We start from the raw sequence: 21,511 nt of genomic DNA, 5'->3' as shown, positions 1-21,511 counted from the left end.
AGCTCCTTGAATAGACACAGTCCGTTTGTTGGGCTTGCTGCTGAAACACACTATCCCTGTAGGAGCTGCCGCAGGCTGCGATCTTTTAAAAACAAAATCAAAAGATCGCAGCCTGCGGCAGCTCCTACAGGGGCAGCATTACTGCCAGCCGAACCGACGGATGTAGAAGCCTTTCACCGCCTGGGTCAGCGCCATGTACGCCAGCAGGATCACCGGCAGGAACACGAAGTACAGCGACGGCAGCGCCTCCAGCTTGAAGTAGTTGGCCAGCGGCCCCATCGGCAGGAAGATCCCGACGGCCATGATGATCCCGGTCATCACCAACAGCGGCATGGCTGCACGGCTTTGCAGGAACGGAATCTTCGGCGTGCGGATCATGTGCACGATCAGCGTCTGGGTCAGCAGCCCCACCACGAACCAGCCGGACTGGAACAGGGTCTGGTGATCCGGAGTGTTGGCATCGAACACATACCACATCAAGGCGAACGTCAGGATGTCAAAGATCGAACTGATCGGGCCGAAGAACAGCATGAAGCGACCGACATCACCGGGCTGCCAGCGTTGTGGCTTTTTCAGCATCTCCTCATCAACGTTGTCGAACGGAATCGCGATCTGCGAAATGTCGTAGAGCAGGTTCTGTACCAGCAGGTGCATCGGCAGCATCGGCAGGAACGGAATGAACGCGCTGGCCACCAGCACCGAGAACACGTTGCCGAAGTTGGAGCTGGCGGTCATCTTGATGTACTTGAGCATGTTGGCGAAGGTCCGGCGCCCTTCGAGCACGCCCTCCTCCAGCACCATCAGGCTCTTTTCCAGCAGGATGATGTCGGCCGCCTCCTTGGCGATGTCCACCGCGCTGTCCACCGAAATACCGATGTCCGCCGTGCGCAGCGCCGGGGCGTCGTTGATGCCGTCGCCCATGAACCCGACCACGTGCCCGTTGCCTTTGAGGATGCGCACGATGCGCTCCTTGTGCGACGGCGTCAGCTTGGCGAAGACGTTGGTTTTCTCCACCGCCACCGCCAGTTCGGCATCGCTCATGCGCTCGACGTCGTTACCCAGCAACAGGCCCTGTTGGGCGAGGCCGACTTCACGGCAGATCTTCGCGGTCACCAGCTCGTTATCACCGGTCAGCACTTTGACCGCCACACCATGCTCGGCCAGAGCCTTGAGCGCCGGCGCGGTGCTTTCCTTCGGTGGATCAAGGAACGCCACGTAACCGATCAGCGTCAGCTCCTGTTCATCCGCCAGGCTGTACGTGTCGCGACCTTCGGGCATCGAGCGGGCCGCCACCGCCACCACGCGCAAGCCTTCAGCGTTGAATGCTGCGGTGACCTGACGAATCCGGGTCAGCAATTCATCGCTCAAGGCTTCATCGACGTCGCCGTGACGCACGCGGCTGCACACCGCCAACACTTCCTCCACCGCGCCTTTGCAGATCAGCAGATGCGGCTCGCCACGCCCCTCGACCACCACCGACATGCGCCGGCGATTGAAGTCGAACGGGATCTCATCGACCTTGCGAAACGCCGTGCCGACTTTCAGTTCACGGTGGATTTCCACGTGCTCCAGCACCGCCACGTCGAGCAGGTTTTTCAGTCCGGTCTGGTAGTAGCTGTTGAGGTAGGCCATTTCCAGCACGTCATCGGAGTCGTCACCCCAGACATCGACATTGCGGGCGAGGAAGATCTTGTCCTGCGTCAGGGTGCCGGTCTTGTCGGTGCACAGCACGTCCATCGCGCCGAAGTTCTGGATCGCGTCCAGGCGCTTGACGATGACCTTCTTGCGCGACAGGAACACCGCACCTTTGGCCAGGGTCGAGGTGACGATCATCGGCAGCATTTCCGGGGTCAGACCCACGGCGATCGACAGTGCAAACAGCAGCGCTTCAGTCCAGTCACCCTTGGTGAACCCGTTGATGAACAGCACCAGCGGCGCCATGACGAACATGAAGCGGATCAGCAGCCAGCTGACTTTGTTCACGCCCATCTGGAACGAAGTCACGGCCCGGTCAGTCGCCCCGACCCGTTGCGCCAGCGCGCCGAAATAGGTGCTGTTGCCGGTGGTGAGAATCACCGCCACCGCCGTGCCGGACACCACGTTGGTGCCCATGAACAGGATGTTCTCCAGCTCCAGCGGATTACGCGTGTCACGGTCAGCCTGACGCGGGAATTTCTCCACCGGCATCGATTCACCGGTCATCGCCGCCTGGCTGACGAACAGGTCCTTGGCGCTGAGCACCCGGCAGTCGGCGGGAATCATGTCGCCGGCCGACAGCACGATCAGGTCGCCCGGGACCAGTTGCTTGATCGGCAGTTCGACGCGCGGCTCGTCGCGGCGCATCACCGTGGCGGTGTTGCTGACCATGGCCTTGAGCGCATCGGCGGCCTGGTTGGATTTGCTTTCCTGCCAGAAGCGCAGCAGCGTCGACAGCAGCACCATCGAGAAAATCACGGTGGCGGCCTTGAGGTCTTCGGTCAACCAGGAGATCAGCGCCAACAGGGTCAGCAGCAGGTTGAACGGGTTTTTGTAGCAGTGCCACAGGTGAGTCCACCATGGCAGCGGCTGCTCGTGTTCGACTTCGTTGAGGCCGTACTGCGCGCGCAGGGCATCGACTTCAAAGTCGGTCAGGCCGTCGGTGTGGGTGCCCAGCGAAGACAGCAGTTCGCCGCTGTCGCGATGCGCCGCATCGACCAGGGTATTGGCCAAAGTGGGCGGCACTTCACGGCTGACCGTGGTGTCGTTGATCGATTCCAGCAGCGCCAGACGGCGGAAGTGCCGGGCGATGTGGCGTGTGCGCAGGAAGCCTGCGAAAAATTCCTTGAGCGTAAGTTTCATGGCTGTTGCCCCTGTGGTCAGCCGGGAAACCGTCGAGCAGGTACGGCCGCGCCTCGTCCACCGGAAAAACCGGCACGGCAAGGCTTGGCGCGCCGGTCTGGAAAGACAGGCGTGTCGATAGAGTTGCGAGGACGACCCGAAGGTCGAAACCACACTTTTTCAGTGTCGATGAGAAGGACGTCGGGACATGGTCTCAACTGACCATGATCGGGATGCCGCTGCTCGCTTTACGGCGAGACAACGGCAGAGAAAGGCTGCGCGTTATCTTGCCGAGAATCTGCCGGTTACCGAGACCGGCCGACAACTGTCACTCGAACAAGTACCCACTGTGGGTCTCCGCTATTGATGAAAACGCGCGAAGCTTACGCCTCGATGTCTGGAGAGTAAACCCGCAAAAGGAGGTGTGTCGGAGAATGTCAGGGGCATTCAGGAAGGGTTCAGGATTGAGGATTTGTGGTGTTTCAAATGGCCCCTTCGCGAGCAGGCTCGCTCCCACACTGGATCTTCATTCAACACAACTTCTGTGTTCGCTGGAGATCCCTTGTGGGAGCGAGCCTGCTCGCGAAGGCGGTGTATCAGGCACCGATGAGTCAGCTGGCAGCTGCCAACAACAGATCCGCCATCGAACGATGCCCACGGTTCTTGCCATGCTCATACAACGAACCGGCAATCTCGTCCGCGCGCACCGGCAACACCGACAGCAGCGTGTCGCTCAGACCATGGCTGGCCTGGCAAAAACCCTGCATGTACAGGCCGGCCTTGCAGCGTTCGTCGGTGATCAGTTTGTAGTTGCGATCAACCTCGAAGTCGCCCAGATACTCTTGCAGCGGCGCCAGCAGTTTGCGGTGCATCTGGCGCTCGTAACCGGTGGCCAGCACCACCGCGTCGTAGTTGCGCACAGTGACTTCGCCGGTGGCGTTGTTGCGCACCGCCAGTTCGATACCGTTTTCGGTAGCGGTGGCGCTCTCGACGGTGGTCAGGGTGCGGAACGCGTGACGGGCGATGCCCGAGACTTTCTGACGATAGAAGATGCCGTAGATGCGTTCGATCAGGTCGATGTCCACCACCGAGTAGTTGGTGTTGTGGTACTCGTTGACCAGACGCTCACGCTCGGCGCTGTTTTGCTGGAACACCAGATCGGTGAACTCCGGCGAGAACACTTCGTTGACGAACGGGCTGTCGTCCGCCGGCTTCAATGCCGAGCCGCGCAGGATCATGTCGACCTGCACCGACGGAAACGAATCGTTGAGATCAATGAACGCTTCCGCAGCACTCTGCCCGCCGCCGATGATCGCGATGCTCATCGGTTGATTGTTCACGCACGGCTGTTTGGCCATCTGCGACAGATACTGCGAGTGGTGGAACACACGGCTGTCACCCTTCAGCGCCTTGAACGCTTCAGGAATCCGCGGCGTGCCGCCGGCACTCACCACCACCGAACGCGCGGTGCGGACAAACTGCTGGCCTTCGCTGTCGCGGGAGATCACGCGCAGTGCTTCAACCTGATGGTTGTGCAGCACCGGCTCGATGGTCAGCACTTCTTCGCCGTAGCGGCTCTGCGCGGTGAACTGCCCGGCGACCCAGCGCAGGTAGTCGTTGTACTCCATGCGGCACGGGTAGAAGGTGCCGAGGTTGATGAAGTCCACCAGACGGTCGTGGTGCTTGAGGTAGTTGACGAACGAGTACGGGCTGGTCGGGTTGCGCAGGGTCACCAGATCCTTGAGGAAGGAAATCTGCAACTCGCTCTGGGTCGACAAGGTGTTGCCGTGCCAGCTGTAGTCGGCCTGCTTGTCGAGGAACAGCACATCCAGCTCGCCGTGGGTCGGGCCGCGCTCTTGCAGAGCGATGGCCAGCGCCAGGTTCGAAGGGCCGAAACCGACGCCGATCAGGTCGTGAACGATGGGCGATGCAATTGCCTGAGTCATTTCCAGTGTCCTCTGGATGAACCCCTCAACAAGGGGAAAGGAGAGCCTAAGTGACCTGACCGGCCCTTGAGCAGGACAGCAGGTCGTCTGTTGAGTAGGAACGAGGACAGTGAAATAAAATTTAACGACGCCGGCTCAATGGGCATCCCATTGCTTGATGCGCAGGCGGCAATGCTTCATCGCATTGACGATGTGTTTTTCCACCAGCGCCTTGGAAATGCCCAGGTGCTCGGCGATCTGCGGGTGCGACAGGCCTTCGATCTTGCGCAGCAGAAAACTGTCGCGGCACAGCGGCGGCAGTTCCGCCAGTGCGCGCTGGAGCATTTCCAGACGCTGACCGTGATCGAGGCTGCCGTGGGGTGACGGGATGAAATAGCGCTCTTCGCTGTCGAGCACTTCCAGCGGCTCGACCTGGCGCAAGGCGTTGCGTCGATGATCGTCGATCACCAGATTCAACGCGGTGCGATAAAGAAAGGCCCGGGGCTGCTCGATGGGCGTGTCGCTGGAGCGCTCCAGTACCCGCACGTAAGCGTCATGCACCACATCTTCGGCGACCTGACGGTTGCCCAGCTTGGCGTTCAGGAAACACACCAGCTCGCGATAGTAGTTTTCCAACATGACTCCCGGCCGCCTCGATGCGGATTCGATCCTTGAGCACACTGATCGACGGCTCCCGAAAACGGGTAGCAAGATAGTGGCAACTTGAGGTGCGTAATTTATAGTAATTCTCATATAGATTTAAAGTGGCGTTTGTCGTTGCCCGTCAAATAGTGCCGTTCTATACCTGTAACATCCTGTGTCTTCGCTTAAATTCCCCTCCGCGCTCGTCGTTTACAGGACAGCTCCCCGTGTCTGTCGTGCCTTGCGACAGCGTTCAGCGGCTGCGCGCCTTTTGCACGCGCCGCGAACGACGGGCCGAATTCCACTGGCCGGAACCCTGCATGAAACGTCCCCGCCCCGCCCGACGCGCCCTGCTCGTAGTCCTCTGTCTGATTCCCGTTGTGGCCTACGCCGCGTGGCAAATCCTGCCGCCGGGCCGCGACCGCTTCGCCACCGTGCAAGTCAGCCGTGGCGACATCGAAAGCAGCGTCACCGCGCTGGGTACCCTGCAACCGCGCCGTTACGTGGATGTCGGTGCGCAGGCCTCGGGGCAGATCCAGAAGATCCACGTGGAAGTCGGCGATGTGGTCAAGGAAGGCCAGTTGCTGGTGGAAATCGATCCGTCCACGCAAAAAGCCAAACTCGACGCCGGGCGCTTCTCCATCGAAAACCTCAAGGCGCAATTGCAGGAGCAGCGTGCCCAGCATGAACTGGCGCGGCAGAAGTATCAGCGTCAGCAGCATCTCGCCGCCGGCGGCGCCACCCGCGAAGAAGATGTACAGACCGCGCGCGCCGAACTGAAAGCCACCCAGGCGCGCATCGACATGTTCCAGGCGCAGATCCGCCAGGCCGAAGCCAGCCTGCGCAGCGATCAGGCCGAACTCGGCTACACGCGAATCTACGCGCCGATGGCCGGCACCGTGGTTGCCCTCGACGCCCGCGAAGGCCAGACCCTTAACGCGCAGCAGCAGACGCCGTTGATCCTGCGCATCGCCAAACTGTCGCCGATGACCGTGTGGGCCGAAGTTTCCGAAGCCGACATCGGCCACGTCAAACCGGGCATGAGCGCTTATTTCACCACCCTCAGCGGCGGCCAGCGGCGCTGGAGCAGCACCGTGCGGCAGATTCTGCCGGTGCCGCCCAAGCCGCTGGATCAGACCAGCCAGGGCGGCGGCAGCCCGGCCAGCACCAGCAAGAGCGGCAGTGCGCGGGTGGTGCTGTACACCGTGCTGCTCGACGTCGATAACGCCGACAACGCGTTGATGGCGGAGATGACCACCCAGGTGTTTTTCGTCGCCGACCAGGCCAAGGATGTCCTTACTGCGCCGGTCGCCGCCTTGCAGGGCAGCACCACGGCCAACCTGCAGACCGCGCAGGTGGTCGCGGCCAACGGCGACATTCAGCAGCGCGAAGTGCGCACCGGGATCAGCGACCGGCTCAAGGTGCAGATTGTCGAAGGTCTGAACGAAGGCGATCACCTGTTGATCGGCCCGGCCGACGGCAACGGGGGCTGAATGCAAACGCCTCTGATCGACCTGCAGGACATCCGCAAATCCTACGGCGGCGGCGACGCGCCCGAGGTTCACGTGCTGCGCGGCATCGACCTGTCGATCCACGCCGGCGAATTCGTGGCGATTGTCGGTGCGTCCGGCTCCGGTAAATCGACCCTGATGAACATCCTCGGCTGCCTCGACCGGCCGACCTCCGGCGAGTACCGCTTTGCCGAGGAAAACGTCGCCGGCCTCGACAGCGACGAGCTGGCCTGGCTGCGCCGCGAAGCCTTCGGTTTTGTGTTTCAGGGCTACCACCTGATTCCGTCTGGCTCGGCCCAGGAAAACGTCGAGATGCCGGCGATCTATGCCGGCACCCCCGCCGCCGAACGCCATGCCCGCGCGGCGGCCCTGCTTGAGCGTCTTGGCCTGGCTTCGCGCACCGGCAATCGCCCGCATCAGTTGTCCGGTGGTCAGCAGCAACGGGTGTCGATTGCCCGAGCGTTGATGAACGGCGGTCACATCATCCTCGCCGATGAACCCACCGGCGCCCTCGACAGCCACAGCGGCAAAGAGGTGATGGCGCTGCTCGACGAACTGGCGAGCCAGGGCCACGTGGTGATCCTGATCACCCACGACCGCGAGGTCGCGGCGCGAGCCAAACGCATCATCGAAATCAGCGACGGCCTGATCATCAGCGACAGCGCCCGCGACAATCCCCACGCGCAGAGCAGCGCCAACCCCGGCGCCCTGCAAGCGGTGGATCTGCGCAAGCGTCTGGCCGAGGGTGCAGAGGCCACCGGCGCGTGGAAAGGTGAGTTGGTCGACGCCCTGCACGCGGCATGGCGAGTGATGTGGATCAACCGCTTCCGCACCGCGCTGACGCTGCTCGGGATCATCATCGGCGTGGCGTCGGTGGTGGTCATGCTGGCCGTCGGCGAAGGCAGCAAGCGCCAGGTGATGGCGCAGATGGGTGCGTTCGGTTCGAACATCATTTACCTGAGCGGCGCCTCGCCGCATCCACGGGCACCCCAGGGCATTGTCACCCTGGACGATCTGGCAGTGCTCGCGACCCTGCCGCTGATCAAGCAGATCATGCCGGTCAACGGTGCCGAAGCCGTGGTGCGTTTCGGCAACCTCGACCACAACAGTTATGTCGGCGGCAACGACACCCACTTCCCGAAAATATTCAACTGGCCGGTGGTCGAGGGCAGCTATTTCACCGCCGCCGATGAAGCCGCCGGCGCCGCCGTCGCGGTGATCGGGCACAAGGTCAGGAGCAAGCTGCTCAAGGGCGTCGCCAACCCCATCGGCCAATACATCCTGATCGAGAACGTGCCATTTCAAGTGGTCGGCGTGCTCGCGGAAAAAGGCGCCAGCTCTGGAGACTCCGACAGCGACGACCGCATTGCCGTGCCCTACTCCGCCGCCAGCACTCGGCTGTTCGGCACCTACAACCCCGAGTACGTGGCGATTGCCGCCGCCGACGCGCGCAAGGTCAAGGAGACCGAGCAAGCCATCGAACGCACGATGCTGCGCCTGCACAACGGCAAGAAGGATTTCGAACTGACCAACAACGCCGCGATGATCCAGGCCGAGGCGCGCACCCAGAACACCCTGTCGCTGATGCTCGGTTCGATTGCCGCGATCTCGTTGCTGGTCGGCGGCATCGGCGTGATGAACATCATGCTCATGACCGTGCGCGAACGGACCCGCGAGATCGGCATCCGCATGGCCACCGGCGCCCGCCAGCGCGACATCCTGCGCCAGTTCCTCACCGAAGCGGTGATGCTCTCGGTGGTCGGCGGGATTGCCGGCATCGCCCTGGCGCTGATCGTCGGCGGTGTGCTGATCCTCAGTGAAGTGGCCGTGGCGTTCTCGCTGATGGCGGTACTCGGCGCCTTCGCTTGCGCCCTGGTAACCGGTGTTGTCTTCGGCTTCATGCCTGCCCGCAAAGCTGCCCGGCTCGACCCGGTCACGGCCCTTACCAGTGAATGATCGATCTATGAAACCGCGCCTCAGCCTGTTGACCGTATGCCTGATCCTCAGCGCCTGCGGCAGTCCCGTTCAGCGTCCGGAGAGTGGCGTGCAAGCGCCTGCCACCTGGCAATCGCCTCATGCGGCGAGCGTCGCACGCATTGATCCGCAGTGGTGGAGGCAATTCGGCAGCCCGGAACTCGACCGTTTGATCGAGCAGGCGCGCCTGGGCAGTTTCGACCTCGCTGCCGCCGTCGCCCGAGTGCGTCAGGCACAGGCCGGCACGGTGATCGCCGGCGGCTCGCAACTGCCGGAAGTCAAAGCCGCGTTCAACGCCAATCGACAGAAACTGCTGCGCGGCAGCGGCTACAGCCAACTGGATGCCGACAGCAGCAATCAAGCCGTGGATTATTTCGACACCAACCTGAGCGCCAGCTACGAAGTCGACTTCTGGGGCGGCAAGCGTGCCTCCCGCGACAGCGCGCAGTTCACTTTGCAAGCCAGCGAATTCGAGCGCGCCACCGTCGAGCTGACATTGCTCAGCGGGGTCGCCAGCACCTATGCGCAGACCTTGTCGTTACGCGAACAGGCGCGCATTGCCGAACTCAATCTGCACAACGCCGAAAGCGTGCTGAAACTGGTGCAGACCCGGCACGACGCGGGCTCGGCCACCGCCCTGGCACTGGCCCAACAGAAAAGCCTGGTGGCCGCGCAGCAACGGCAATTGCCGCTGGTGCAGCAACAGGCCCAGGAAGCCTTGATCAGCCTGGCCGCCCTGCTCGGCCGACCGGTGCAACAAGTGGCGGTCAGCCAGGAATCCTTTGCTCGCCTGCGGTGGCCGGAAATTGCCAGCGGCGTCCCCAGCCAATTGCTCAGCCAACGTCCGGACATCGCCCGCGCCGAAGCGCAACTGGCGGCGGCCGAGGCCGACGTCAAAGTCGCCCGCGCGGCGATGCTGCCAGCCCTGACCCTCACCGCTCAACTCGGCTCGGGTGCCAATCAGTTCGACCAACTGATGCGCAGCCCGTTCTATAACCTCACGGCTGGCCTGGTTGCACCGATCTTCAACAACGGCCGCCTGAGCGCCGAGCGCGACAAGGCCACCGCGCGTCAGCAAGAACTGCTGGAAAACTATCGCGGCGCGATCATCAATGGTTTCGCCGATGTGGAAAAAGCCCTGAACAGCATTCGCGGCATCGACCAGCAGCGACAATGGCAGAGCGAAGAACTGAATCAAGCGCAGACCGCTTTCGACATCGCCCAAAGCCGCTATCAGGCCGGCGCCGAAGACCTGCTGACCGTACTGGAAACCCAGCGCACTCTGTATGCGGCGCAAGACCTCAACGTACAACTGCGCCTGTCGCGACTGCAGGCGAGCATTGCGTTGTACAAGGCGCTTGGCGGGGGTTGGCAAACGCCGAGTCGGTAATCGCGTGGGACGTGCACAGCCAGCGATCGGGGCGTGCCAGGCGAATCATCTTTTCATGACCCAGCGCTTTCGCGAGCAGGCTCGCTCCCACAGGATTTGTGTTGCACTCGAGCGAGCGCTAAACACCAACCTTTGTGGGAGCGAGCCTGCTCGCGATTGAACGATAACGCGGTCTCAGACCGGAGTCTGTTTGGCCTTCAGATGCCGCGCATACCACGGCCGTTTCGGCACTTTGCGGAACAGTTCCGCGAGCTTTTTCTCGTCATCGCCAAAGGTGATGCGCAGCGCCAGTTTCATGGTCTCCGGGTCCATTTCCACCGACTTGCCAGCCTGCAGCCCCGGCACTGTGCTGCAGCCGTGGGTGATCGGGCCAAGCCACGGATCATTGACCTCGACCCAGCGCCCCGGCGCGAACCACGGCACGCCATTGACCTGCATGCGCGTGACCTCCCCCGGATGAAACCGCTCGTGGGCGCGGAACCAGTCTTCCAGACGATCGTCGATCCAGCCATGAAACGCCCAGAACACCGGGCTGACGTGGGATGAAAACGGATCACCGAGAAAATCGTTTTCAGCCGCGTACCAGCGTGCGGAAAAATCCGCCGGGTCGCGGGCAAACGGCACCGGATGCCCGTTGGACGGATCGCGCGGCACCGAGGCCCAGCGCATGTGCAGCCAGTCGTGCAGCCCCAGTTCAACCTCCGACCCGAACTGGCCAAGGGTCAGCTTCGCCAGATAGCGCGGGTCACGGTAACGCGATTCCCAGACCAGAAAGTTGCTGTGGTAGGTCTCCGCGGTTTTGATATCACTGACCCACTGCGAGTATTCGTCATCCTCTTCGGCCAGCCAGGTCGGCGGCAGCGAGGTGCCGTCGTGGTTGTCGAAATAGGCGGCAAAGCCCTGCCGATCATGGATCAGCTCCGGCTGCGGTAACGGGAAATGCTGCCAGGACGGCAGATCCTGCATCGACCGCGCCGTGCCCAGCATGTGCCGGTGCATGAAGAAAAAATCGATCCCCGAACCGTTGCGATCCTTGCGCGGCCCGCGAGCGTCGCGCTCCTTGTCCCGAGGACCGGGCTGCCAGCCGATGCCGCGCAACGCGCCGCGCTTTTCTTCGGACAAGGTGTGCCACTTGTCACGTGAGGCGTGCCAGAGCTGGTGGAACAAACGGTGTTCAGGGGAAATCAGCCACGCCAACAGGGTCGGGTTGAGACCAATGCGTTCACGCGCCTCGGGGAACACACGCTTGACCGCGACAAAGCGGTTGTCCTGGGCCGGCAACATCAACGGCCGATGCAGATTCAATACGCGTCCGCTCAGGCTGCCGCTGCCGGCATTGCCGAAGCCGGCCCACACTTCGTCCAGGCCCATGCTGAATTCATAGTCGGGGGCACCATCGGCCGCGGTGGTGCTGACCAGCCGCCAGCTCAGTTGTGCGGCGCTGACATCGGCCAGATCGGCGAGCACTCGATAGCGCGGCTGTAATGGCGAGCGCAGGCGTTCGGCAGTGTCGAGAAAACCGATCACCCCGCGCCCCTTGTGCGCGATGTCGAGGAAGACTTCCAGGTCATCTTTCGGCAACCCGGCAATGCCCGCGTCACGCCCCTCGAAACGGATCTGCCAGACCCCCCGCAGGGCATCGGCCAGGCGCTGACCCGCCACATCCGCGACGTCGAACGAGGCTTCGCCGGGAGTGATCGTCGGGTCCGGCTTCGTCCATTCACGATGCCCAAAATACGCTGCAGGCACGGCGGCGCCGGTCAGTGCCAGACCCGCCATGAACCATCGTCGAGAAATCGTCATTGCCCTACCTGTGTCAGCCATGAAGCAGGCTTTATCCAAGCTAGAACGATTATTACGCCGGCAAATTTATGGGCGCCGGAAAAGATCGCAGCCGTCGACAGCTCCTGCAAGGGATCGGCGTACAGGCGCAAGCGGCGATCTTTTTCCGAGCACCTAAATTCCATGGCCGCCCAGTCGTTCCACCCAGATAGCAAAGGCCCTCGTGCCTGCACCTCGACGGCGAACCTGACTGAGATGGCAATGACAAAACCACGTTCGAAAAAGGCTCTTTACATCGGCCTGCCGCTGGCCCTGGCGATCAGCGCCGCTGCAGGCATCGCGGTCTGGGAGCACTGGTTCAAGGACAACCCCGGCTACCCGCCCAAAGTCATGAAACAGGCGGATGAGTTGCAGGATCGAATCCTTTCCTTCGACAGCCACATCACCGTGCCGCTGGATTTCGGCACCGCCGGCAACGAAGCCGACAAGGACGGCAGCGGCCAGTTCGACCTGGTCAAGGCCGCCCGCGGCCGGCTTTCCGGTGCCGCGTTGACGATCTTCGGCTGGCCGGAAATCTGGAACGGCGCCAACGCCCCGCACCGACCCACTGCGGGCTTCGTCGAGGAAGCACGTTTCGAACAGGAAACCCGCTACAAGATCATCACCACGCTGGTGCGCGACTTCCCCAATCAGGTGGCGATCGCCTACACCCCGGACGACTTCCGGCGCCTGCATGGCGAAGGCAAATTCGCGATCTTCATGAGCATGCTCAACGCCTATCCGCTGGGCAACGACCTCAACGCCCTCGACAAGTGGGCCGCGCGCGGCATGCGCATGTTCGGCTTCAGTTACGTGGGCAACAACGACTGGGCCGACTCATCGCGGCCGCTGCCGTTTTTCAATGACACCCGCGACGCCCTCGGCGGCCTGTCCGATATCGGCAAGCAAGCGGTGCACCGGCTCAACGACCTGGGGGTGATCATCGACGTGTCGCAGATGTCGACCAAGGCCCTGGAACAAGTCGCGCAATTGAGCCGCGCACCAATCGTGGCCTCGCACTCGGCGCCACGAGGGCTGGTGGATATCCCGCGCAACATCAGCGATCAGGAAATGCAGCTGATCAAGAACAGCGGCGGCGTGGTGCAGATTGTCGGCTTCCCGACCTACCTGCGCCCGTTGAGCCAGCACACTCAGGACAAGCTCAACGCCCTGCGCGCGAAATTCGACCTGCAACCGCTGCAAGGTCTGGAAATGGCCCTGATGCCCGGCGATCCGATCATCACCGTGTGGCCCGAGCAACGCTTTGGTGAGTACGCCAGTCAGCTCTACGGGATTGTCGATGAAGAGCCCAAAGCCACCCTCAAGGACCTGGGCGATGCCATCGATTACGCGGTGAAGAAGATCGGCATCGATCACGTCGGCATCAGCTCCGACTTCAACGACGGTGGCGGCATCGACGGCTGGAAGGACGTCAGCGAGGCACGCAACGTGACCGCCGAACTGATCTCCCGCGGCTACAGCGAAGCGGACATCGGCAAGTTGTGGGGCGGCAATTTCCTGCGCGTCTGGGAGCAGGTGCAGAAATCGTCGAAACCCGTGGCCACCCACTGACGCCCTTTGAACAAGCGAACCGACTTCCATGACCAACCGCCGTTCTTTCCTCAAACAGGCCGGGATTCTGGCCGCCGGCCTGCCATTGGGCGCCGCCGTGAACCTGCCGGCGCGGGCCGCCAATCCGCAACCGGTCTCTGCCGACAAATGGGTGCGACTGCGCCAGTTGTTCGACCAGGATCCGGACTATCTGCACTTCGCCAACTTCCTGGTGACCTCGCACCCACGGCCGGTACGCGAAGCCATCGAGCGCCATCGCGCCATGCTCGATCGCAACCCGGGACGGGCGATGGACTGGGATTTGGGCGAGACTGAAAAACGTGAACAGATCGTGCGCGAATGGGCCGGGCGCTACCTCAAGGCCAAGCCCGAACAAATCGCCCTGACCGGCAGCACCACCGAAGGTCTGTCACTGATCTACGGCGGCATTCACGTGCGCCCGGGGCAGGAAATCCTCACCACCGAACACGAGCACTACTCGACAAACTATACCCTCGGCTACCGCCAGCAGCGCGACGGGGTAAAAGTGCGCAAGCTCAAGCTGTTCGAGAGCAGTTCGACGATCTCCGTCGACGAAGTGCTGAGCGGCATCGACCGTGGCATCCGTCCCGAGACGCGCGTGTTGGGCATGACCTGGGTGCAGTCGGGCAGCGGTGTGAAACTGCCGATCGGCGAGATCGGCAAACTGGTCGAGCAACACAACCGGCAGCGCGACGACAAGGACCGCATCCTGTACGTGGTCGATGGCGTGCACGGCTTCGGCGTCGAGGATCTGGACTTCCCCGACATGCACTGCGATTTCTTTATTGCCGGCACCCACAAATGGATGTTCGGTCCGCGTGGCACCGGGATCATTTGCGCGCGCTCCAGCGAGCTCAAGGACGTTACGCCGATCATCCCGACCTTTTCGGAAGCCACCACCTTCTCGACCACCATGACCCCGGGCGGCTACCACAGTTTCGAGCACCGCTGGGCGCTGGACGAGGCGTTCAAACTGCACCTGGAACTGGGCAAGAACGAGGTGCAGTCGCGCATCCACAGCCTCAACACCCATGCGAAAAACCGCCTGCTTGAACAGCGTTCCATTGAACTGGTGACACCGCGCAGCGCCGCGCTGTCGTCCGGCTTCACCTTCTTCCGGATCAAGGGCCGCGACTGCGATCAGGTCGCCGCGCAACTGATGGCCGACCGTGTGGTGTGCGATGCGGTGGAGCGCGATGTCGGACCGGTGATCCGTATCGCCCCGGGTTTGCTCAACAGCGAGAACGACATCGAGCGATTCATGGCCGTGCTCGACAAGCACCTGTGAATCCCCGCTTTCCTTTAATCGAGATGACCCATGAAACGTGATCTGTTGTCCCCTGCCACCGGCGCCGGCGCACTCAAGGTGCTGGCCTTCACGGCCCTGCTCGGCAGCCTGCTGCCGAATGCCGCGCTGGCGGCCACCCCGCCCGCGCCAGGCAAAGTGTTCAAGGACTGCAAGGACTGCCCGGAAATGGTCGTGCTGCCGGCCGGCACCTTCACCATGGGCACCCCGGACGATGAAGTCGGCCGCGAACCCGATGAAGGCCCGATGCACGATGTGACATTCGCCAGGCCGTTCGCCATGAGCCGCTTCCAGATCACCGCCGGCGAGTGGGACAGCTACGTGCGCGAAAGCGGTGTGAGCATCGCCAATGGCGATACCCGCCCCGGTCGCGAGTGTGTCGCCAGCAAGCCGCGCTACCCGCAGGGGCCTCGGCAACCGGCGGTGTGCATGAACTACTACGACGTGAAAAACTACGTCGCCTGGCTCTCGCAGAAAACCGGGCAGAAATACCACATGGTCAGCGAAGCCCAGCGCGAATATGCCGCGCGCGCCGGCAGCAAGGGCCCGTTCCCCTTCCCGTTCGACGAGGGCAAGGAATACAGCATCGCCAAGCACGCCAACACTTACGGCCCGGCGGACGGTTTCAGCTACAGCTCGCCCGTGGGCAGCTATCCGCCCAATGCCTTTGGCATGTACGACATGCACGGCAACGTTTACGAATGGGTCGAAGACTGCGAACACCCTGACTACGTCGGTGCGCCGACCGATGGCAGCGCGTGGCTGGAAGCCAATTGCGAAGCCGTGCGCATTCGCGGCAACGACTGGGGCGAGGCGCCCGTGTTCTCCCGATCCGGCAACCGCAACAGCCAGTATCCGCAGGAACGTGGCGACTGGATGGGCTTTCGCGTAGTACGCGAACTCTGACAAGCACCGAAATACCCCTGTGGGAGCGAGCCTGCTCGCGAATGCAAACGGTCTGTCGCCGACAAGATTGACTGACCCAACGCTTTCGCCAGCAAGCCCGCGCCCACAGGTTCGTAAAGGGGTCGCCGCCAATCGGCACCCGGCTAAATTAAGCCTGCCACCGGACGTTCTACTGGGTATCTGCCTTTATACCCAAGGAACTGTCTTCCATGACTCAGCCTACCCGTGGCGCCATCGGCGAATTGTTCGCCCTGTTGAAACCGTTTCGGCTCATCGTCGCCGCGTCCATTTTTCTGGGCATGGTCGGCGGCCTGAGCGTCACGGTATTGCTGGCGACCATCAACAACGCCCTGCATTCGCAAAGCGGCCTGACCCAAGGCGTGGTGGCGCTGTTCGCCGGCCTGTGCCTGCTGGCGCTGGCCAGTTCGATCTGCTCCGACATCGGCACCAATTACGTCGGCCAGCACATCATCGCCAAACTGCGCAAGCAACTGGGTGAGAAAGTCCTCTCGGCGCCGATCGAACAGATCGAGCGCTACCGCAGCCATCGGCTGATCCCGGTGCTGACCCACGACGTCGACACCATCAGCGACTTCGCCTTCGCCTTCGCGCCGCTGGCGATTTCCGTCACCGTGACCCTGGGCTGCATGGGCTACCTGGCATTGCTGTCGTGGCCGATGTTCCTGATCATGGTCGCGGCGATCCTGATCGGCACCGCCATCCAGGCCTATGCCCAGAGCAAGGGTGTGCAAGGTTTCATGGCCGCGCGTGACGCCGAAGACGAACTGCAAAAGCACTACAACGCAATTGCCGAAGGTGCCAAGGAACTGCGCATTCACCGCCCGCGCCGTCAGCGCATGTTTGTCTCCGGGATCAAGGCCACCGCCGAGTTCATCTGCAACACCCAGGTGCGTTCGATCAACACCTTTGTGATCGCCAAGACGTTTGGTTCGATGCTGTTCTTCGTGGTGATTGGCCTGGCACTGGCCCTGCAAACCTTCTGGCCCAGCGCCGACAAGACCGTCATGAGCGGCTTCGTGCTGGTGCTGCTGTACATGAAAGGCCCGCTGGAGCATTTGATCAGCACGCTGCCGATTGTCAGCCGGGCGCAGATCGCCTTTCGCCGCATCGCTGAACTGTCCGAGCAATTCTCCACCCCCGAAGCGCACCTGTTGCTCAGCGATCAGGGCCAGGCCGACAAGACCGTGCACAGTCTGGAACTGGCTGACGTGCGCTATGCGTTCCCGGCCGTCGAAGGGGCTGCGCCGTTTCAGCTGGGGCCGGTCAACCTGACGATCAAACAGGGCGACATTACCTTTATCGTCGGTGAAAACGGCTGCGGCAAAACCACCCTGATCAAGTTGCTGCTGGGCCTGTACACCCCGCAACAGGGTGAGATTCGCGTCAACGGTCTGGCCATCGATGCGCACAATCGCGATGACTACCGTCAGCTGTTCACCACGATTTTTGCCGACTACTACCTGTTCGACGACGTGGTCCAGGGCGACATGCAGATCCCGGCAGACGCCGACAAATACCTGCAACGGCTGGAGATCGCGCACAAGGTCAGCGTCAAGGACGGCAACTTCACCACCACCGACCTGTCCACCGGCCAGCGCAAGCGCCTGGCCCTGATCAATGCCTGGCTGGAGGAGCGTCCAGTGCTGGTGTTCGACGAGTGGGCCGCCGATCAGGACCCGACCTTCCGCCGTATCTTCTATACCGAGCTGTTACCGGACCTCAAGCGTCTGGGCAAAACCATCATCGTGATCTCCCACGATGACCGCTATTTCGATGTCGCCGATCAACTGGTGCGCATGGAGCGTGGCCGTGTGGTCAGCGAGCTGACGCCGGCCTGACACGTCTGCTTGATCCTTTGCGGTTTGATCCGCAACGCCGCCCCTGCTTCCAGCGCACAGAAACAACCCGGCCGATATTTATTTGTCGGGTTTGTTTCCGGTTTTTTGCCATCGCTCCGTCTTAATAATAATTCCTATTAACAAAAACGCTGCACAACACTTCTCAGGAGCTCAGGCAGTAATGCACCCTCTTCCACGCCGCACACCTCTCGCGCTGGCTGTACAGCGCCCGACTTTGCATAAAAACCTGCTGACAAGTGTCCTGCTGACCGCCACCTTGCTGGGGAGCTCGATGGCCAATGCGGCACCGGTCAAGGTCAATATCGCGGTGCAGCCGCTGTCCAGCGCGTTGACCGAACTGGGTCTGCAAACCAACCTGCAGATTCTCTACAGCCCGGATCAGGTCGCCGGGATCAAATCCCGCGCAGTGTCCGGCTCGCTGGAGCCGTCCGAAGCCCTGGCGGCCATGCTCAAGGACAGCGGGATTTCCTTCCAGATCAATGGCAGCAGCGTGACCCTGGTATCGGGCGCTGCGGATTCGACCCTGCAACTGGGCGCGACCACCATTTCCGGCCAGGCCTTGGGGCTGACCACCGAAGACAGCGGCTCCTACACCACCGGCGCCACCACCACCGCGACCAAGCTGCCGCTGACCATTCGCGAGACGCCGCAATCGGTGACCGTGGTGACCCGTCAGCAGATGGACGACCGTGGCGAGAAGAACATCGGCGACGTGTTGCGCAACACGCCCGGCATTTCCGTGCAGCAATATGACAGCGACCGCACCGAGTACTCGACGCGCGGCTTTGCCATCACCAACTTCCAGTACGACGGCGTCAACAACGTCTACGACGGCGTGTACGACGAAGGCGCGACCCACGTCGACATGGCCACTTACGACCGCGTCGAAATCATCAAGGGCGCTACCGGCCTGATGACCGGCTCGGGCGATCCATCGGCCACCGTCAACCTGGTGCGCAAGAAGCCGACCAAGGAATTCAAGGCGTCGATCACCGGCACGGCCGGTTCGTGGGACAACTATCGCACCGAAGGCGATATCTCCGGCCCGCTCAACGACAGCGGTTCGGTGCGCGGCCGTTTCGTCGGTGCCTATCAGGACAAGAATTCGTACATCGATCACTACACGCAGAAAAAGGATGTGTACTACGGCATCCTCGAAGCCGACCTTAGCGAAGACACCCTGCTGACCTTCGGCATCGACAAACAGAGCGTGACCCCGCGCGGTTCGTCCTGGACCGGCAACCCGGTGTATTTCTCCGATGGCGGGCGTACCGACTTCCCGCGCAGCTTCAACCCGGGCGCCGACTGGAGCCGTCGCGACTTCGACTCCGTGACCTACTTCACCTCGCTGGAGCAGGCCCTGGCCAACGACTGGAAACTCAAGGTCAGCCTCAACGAGAAAATCTCCGATCACGACACCCAACTGGCCTCGGCCAGCGGCGGCAACCCGGATCGCGCCACCGGCGAAGGCATGTTCCTTTACTGGGGCCGCTGGGAAGGTCACCGCGTGCAGGATTCGGCGGACATCAACCTCTCCGGCCCGTTCACCCTGGGCGGTCGCGAGCATGAACTGGTGGCCGGTTTCATGGCCTCGCATTCGCGCCAGACCGGTGCCACGTTCGACACCAGCGCCTTCAGCCAGGTACCGGGCAGCATCTACGACTGGAACAGCCACCTGCCGAAACAGGATTTCCCGAAGAACGGCAAATACGAGCGCACCCAGAGCCAGAACGGCATCTACCTCGCCACGCGCCTGCGCCCCACCGATGACCTGTCGGTGATCCTCGGCAGCCGTTTGAGCACCTTCAAGTACAACGAGGACTACTCCTATAACGCCGGCACCGGCATGTCCGACACCCATGCCAGCTACAAGGAACACGGCGTCGTCACGCCTTACGCCGGTGTGGTCTATGACCTCAACGACACCTACTCGCTGTACGGCAGCTACACCAACATCTACCAGCCGCAGATCTACAAGGATGCCGACGGCAAGACCCTCGCTCCGGTCGAAGGCAATGCCTACGAAACCGGTCTGAAGGCCGCCTACCTTGATGGCCGCCTCAACGCCAGCCTGGCGTTCTTCCGCATCGAGCAGGACAACTTCGCCGAATCGATCGGCACCAACCCGGTCACCAACGAAGGCATTTACAAAGCCATCGACGGCGCCACTACCAACGGTGTCGAACTGGAACTGGCCGGTGAGCTGCAAGAAGGCTGGAACCTGTCCGCCGGCTACACCTACGCCCGCACCCGTGACCAGGACGAGCAACGGATCTACGGCTACCCGCTGTCCACCACCAAACCCGAACACGTGTTCCGCACCTTCACCACGTACCGTCTGCCGGGTGTGCTGAACAAGGTCACCGTCGGTGGCGGTGTCAGCTGGCAGAGCGCGTTCTACGGCAAGATCTACAGCGCGCCGGCCGGCGACTACACCCGCATCAAGCAAGGCGGCTACTCGCTGGTGGACCTGATGACCAAGTACGAGTACGACGAGCACCTGAGCTTCACCGTCAATGCCAACAACGTCTTCGACAAGAAGTACCTGACGGGCCTGGGCAACTTCGACACCACGTTCTACGGCGAGCCACGCAACCTGCAACTCACCGCCAAATACAACTTCTGATTCAATCCGGAAACACCCATGCCCGCCTCGAAAGAGGCGGGCATTTTTTTGCCCCGCCGCCGGCCTCAAGCTCTTTTGCCCGGACAAAAAAAACCGCCATTGCCGACTCGGCAATGGCGGTTCCGGGATCAGCTCAGATGCGTGATCGCACCCACTGTGCCACCTCGGCATGGATCGCCTCGACCTCACCGAGCAGCCCGGCCATGCGCAGGAAGTCGTGGGTCATGCCCGGTTGTTCGAGCAGGGTCAGGTCATTGCCGGCCGCACGCAGGCGCTCGGCGTAGGCACGACCTTCGTCATACAGCGGATCATGCCCGGCCAGGTAGACCAGCGCCGGCGCAACACCGGATACATCCTGCGCCAGTAACGGCGAGCAGCGCCAGTCGGCCAGATCTTCCGGCGTGCGGGCGTAATGCGCGTAGAACCAGTCCAGGGTCGGGGTCTCCAGCAGATAGCCTTCGGCGAAGTCACGATGCGAGGCGCGATGGGTGGTTGCGTCGGTTACCGGGTACACCAGCACCTGCGCTTTTGGCAGCAGACGCAGTTCCGCAGGTTCACGTACCGCCATCAACGACAGCACGGTCGCCAGTGTCGCACCGACACTGTCACCGGCCAGCACCGCCCGCGCCGCGTCCAGGCCCAGGCTTGCGCCTTCGCGCACCAGCCAGTTAGCGGCGTCGCAGGCATCCTGTACCGGGGTCGGAAAACGCCACTCCGGCGCCAGGCGATAGTCCACTGTCAACAGTGCGAAACCACCCTGCGCCGCCAGGCGCCGACACAGCGCATCGTGGGAATCGAGGCTGCCGACCACATAGCCGCCACCATGGAAATACACCATCACCGGTTGCAGGCCTTCGGGTGCTGGCCCGGCGCGGTACAGGCGCGCCGCCAGACTGTGGCCATCGCGGGCGGCGATGGTGAAATCCTGGCAAGTCACACTGTCCAGCGCCACATCGAGAAACCCCGAAGCCGCTTCGAAATCGATGCGTGCCTGTTGGGGGGTCTGTTCGTGCATCGCACGGCTTTTACCGGTCAGTCGGCCGAACTCGGCGAGTTCGAGAAATGCTTGCAGCTCTGGCAGTACAGCCATCGGTTAAATCCTTCCAAAAACAGGTCATGG

At 62.2% G+C, this 21,511-nt stretch carries 13 protein-coding genes; 8 read left to right on the top strand and 5 right to left on the bottom strand.

Features of this window, described 5'->3' with window-relative positions; genetic code table 11:
* Nucleotides 1-138: 138 nt before the first annotated feature.
* From mgtA to HBN98_RS13735, 3 genes are all read right to left on the bottom strand, one after another.
* Nucleotides 139-2,838 carry a magnesium-translocating P-type ATPase gene (mgtA, locus tag HBN98_RS13745; protein WP_083366437.1) on the bottom strand — a complete coding sequence of 900 codons (2,700 nt, stop codon included), beginning with the start codon at nucleotides 2,836-2,838 and terminating at the stop codon, nucleotides 139-141.
* A 590-nt stretch (nucleotides 2,839-3,428) separates the two neighbouring features.
* Nucleotides 3,429-4,763, bottom strand: a complete 1,335-nt coding sequence (locus HBN98_RS13740) for a lysine N(6)-hydroxylase/L-ornithine N(5)-oxygenase family protein (RefSeq protein WP_083366438.1) — start codon at nucleotides 4,761-4,763, stop codon at nucleotides 3,429-3,431.
* 135 nt (nucleotides 4,764-4,898) lie between these two features.
* Entirely contained in the window at nucleotides 4,899-5,381 is a 483-nt protein-coding gene (locus HBN98_RS13735; RefSeq protein WP_064586825.1) for a sigma-70 family RNA polymerase sigma factor, read from the bottom strand.
* Nucleotides 5,382-5,704: 323 nt separating this feature from the next.
* Here HBN98_RS13735 and HBN98_RS13730 point away from each other — a divergent pair, with 323 nt between their 5' ends.
* The 3 genes from HBN98_RS13730 to HBN98_RS13720 are packed head-to-tail and all read left to right on the top strand — an operon-like array spanning nucleotide 5,705 to nucleotide 10,259.
* A complete protein-coding gene (locus tag HBN98_RS13730; protein WP_064586824.1) occupies nucleotides 5,705-6,877 on the top strand; it encodes an efflux RND transporter periplasmic adaptor subunit in 1,173 nt (390 codons plus the stop codon).
* Complete coding sequence (locus tag HBN98_RS13725; RefSeq protein ID WP_083366439.1) at nucleotides 6,878-8,851, top strand: MacB family efflux pump subunit; 1,974 nt, start codon at nucleotides 6,878-6,880, stop codon at nucleotides 8,849-8,851.
* Nucleotides 8,852-8,858: 7 nt separating this feature from the next.
* Nucleotides 8,859-10,259, top strand: a complete 1,401-nt coding sequence (locus HBN98_RS13720; protein ID WP_083366440.1) for an efflux transporter outer membrane subunit — start codon at nucleotides 8,859-8,861, stop codon at nucleotides 10,257-10,259.
* Between the two features lie 174 nt (nucleotides 10,260-10,433).
* Here the strand turns inward: HBN98_RS13720 and pvdP are convergent, their stop codons facing one another.
* A complete protein-coding gene (pvdP, locus tag HBN98_RS13715; RefSeq protein WP_083366441.1) occupies nucleotides 10,434-12,062 on the bottom strand; it encodes a pyoverdine maturation tyrosinase PvdP in 1,629 nt (542 codons plus the stop codon).
* Between the two features lie 240 nt (nucleotides 12,063-12,302).
* On the opposite strand from pvdP, the gene pvdM reads away from it, so the two are divergent.
* The 5 genes from pvdM to HBN98_RS13690 all read left to right on the top strand — a co-directional run bounded on the left by pvdM (nucleotide 12,303) and on the right by HBN98_RS13690 (nucleotide 20,391).
* The gene (pvdM, locus tag HBN98_RS13710) at nucleotides 12,303-13,652 is read left to right on the top strand and encodes a pyoverdine-tailoring dipeptidase-like protein PvdM (RefSeq protein WP_083366442.1); all 1,350 of its coding nucleotides are present in this window, start codon (nucleotides 12,303-12,305) and stop codon (nucleotides 13,650-13,652) included.
* A 28-nt stretch (nucleotides 13,653-13,680) separates the two neighbouring features.
* Nucleotides 13,681-14,961: a pyoverdine-tailoring periplasmic protein PvdN gene (pvdN, locus tag HBN98_RS13705; RefSeq protein ID WP_083366443.1), complete on the top strand. Its 1,281-nt coding sequence runs from the start codon at nucleotides 13,681-13,683 to the stop codon at nucleotides 14,959-14,961.
* Nucleotides 14,962-14,991: 30 nt separating this feature from the next.
* On the top strand, nucleotides 14,992-15,885 hold the full coding sequence (gene pvdO, locus HBN98_RS13700; RefSeq protein WP_083366444.1) for a dihydropyoverdine dehydrogenase: 894 nt from the start codon (nucleotides 14,992-14,994) through the stop codon (nucleotides 15,883-15,885).
* A 209-nt stretch (nucleotides 15,886-16,094) separates the two neighbouring features.
* On the top strand, nucleotides 16,095-17,744 hold the full coding sequence (locus HBN98_RS13695) for a cyclic peptide export ABC transporter (RefSeq protein ID WP_083366445.1): 1,650 nt from the start codon (nucleotides 16,095-16,097) through the stop codon (nucleotides 17,742-17,744).
* A gap of 181 nt (nucleotides 17,745-17,925) precedes the next feature.
* On the top strand, nucleotides 17,926-20,391 hold the full coding sequence (locus tag HBN98_RS13690; RefSeq protein WP_083366446.1) for a TonB-dependent siderophore receptor: 2,466 nt from the start codon (nucleotides 17,926-17,928) through the stop codon (nucleotides 20,389-20,391).
* A gap of 133 nt (nucleotides 20,392-20,524) precedes the next feature.
* Here the strand turns inward: HBN98_RS13690 and HBN98_RS13685 are convergent, their stop codons facing one another.
* A complete protein-coding gene (locus HBN98_RS13685; RefSeq protein WP_083366447.1) occupies nucleotides 20,525-21,481 on the bottom strand; it encodes an alpha/beta hydrolase in 957 nt (318 codons plus the stop codon).
* Between the last annotated feature and the right edge of the window lie 30 nt (nucleotides 21,482-21,511).

This window comes from Pseudomonas koreensis, from assembly GCF_012986595.1.
In the GTDB taxonomy this organism is placed as follows: domain Bacteria; phylum Pseudomonadota; class Gammaproteobacteria; order Pseudomonadales; family Pseudomonadaceae; genus Aquipseudomonas; species Aquipseudomonas koreensis.
The sequence above is the reverse complement of the archived record's forward strand: the minus strand, read 5'-3'. Positions and strand labels throughout refer to the sequence as shown.

Bases quoted from the DNA above. Each gene is read 5' to 3' on its own strand.
- pvdN (WP_083366443.1), top strand. From the start codon at position 13,681: ATGACCAACCGCCGTTCTTTCCTCAAACAGGCCGGGATTCTGGCCGCC.
- HBN98_RS13730 (WP_064586824.1), top strand. From the start codon at position 5,705: ATGAAACGTCCCCGCCCCGCCCGACGCGCCCTGCTCGTAGTCCTCTGT.
- HBN98_RS13720 (WP_083366440.1), top strand. From the start codon at position 8,859: ATGAAACCGCGCCTCAGCCTGTTGACCGTATGCCTGATCCTCAGCGCC.
- pvdP (WP_083366441.1), bottom strand. From the start codon at position 12,062: ATGACGATTTCTCGACGATGGTTCATGGCGGGTCTGGCACTGACCGGC.
- HBN98_RS13690 (WP_083366446.1), top strand. From the start codon at position 17,926: ATGCACCCTCTTCCACGCCGCACACCTCTCGCGCTGGCTGTACAGCGC.
- HBN98_RS13685 (WP_083366447.1), bottom strand. From the start codon at position 21,481: ATGGCTGTACTGCCAGAGCTGCAAGCATTTCTCGAACTCGCCGAGTTC.
- HBN98_RS13735 (WP_064586825.1), bottom strand. From the start codon at position 5,381: ATGTTGGAAAACTACTATCGCGAGCTGGTGTGTTTCCTGAACGCCAAG.
- pvdM (WP_083366442.1), top strand. From the start codon at position 12,303: ATGACAAAACCACGTTCGAAAAAGGCTCTTTACATCGGCCTGCCGCTG.
- HBN98_RS13725 (WP_083366439.1), top strand. From the start codon at position 6,878: ATGCAAACGCCTCTGATCGACCTGCAGGACATCCGCAAATCCTACGGC.
- mgtA (WP_083366437.1), bottom strand. From the start codon at position 2,838: ATGAAACTTACGCTCAAGGAATTTTTCGCAGGCTTCCTGCGCACACGC.
- pvdO (WP_083366444.1), top strand. From the start codon at position 14,992: ATGAAACGTGATCTGTTGTCCCCTGCCACCGGCGCCGGCGCACTCAAG.
- HBN98_RS13740 (WP_083366438.1), bottom strand. From the start codon at position 4,763: ATGACTCAGGCAATTGCATCGCCCATCGTTCACGACCTGATCGGCGTC.
- HBN98_RS13695 (WP_083366445.1), top strand. From the start codon at position 16,095: ATGACTCAGCCTACCCGTGGCGCCATCGGCGAATTGTTCGCCCTGTTG.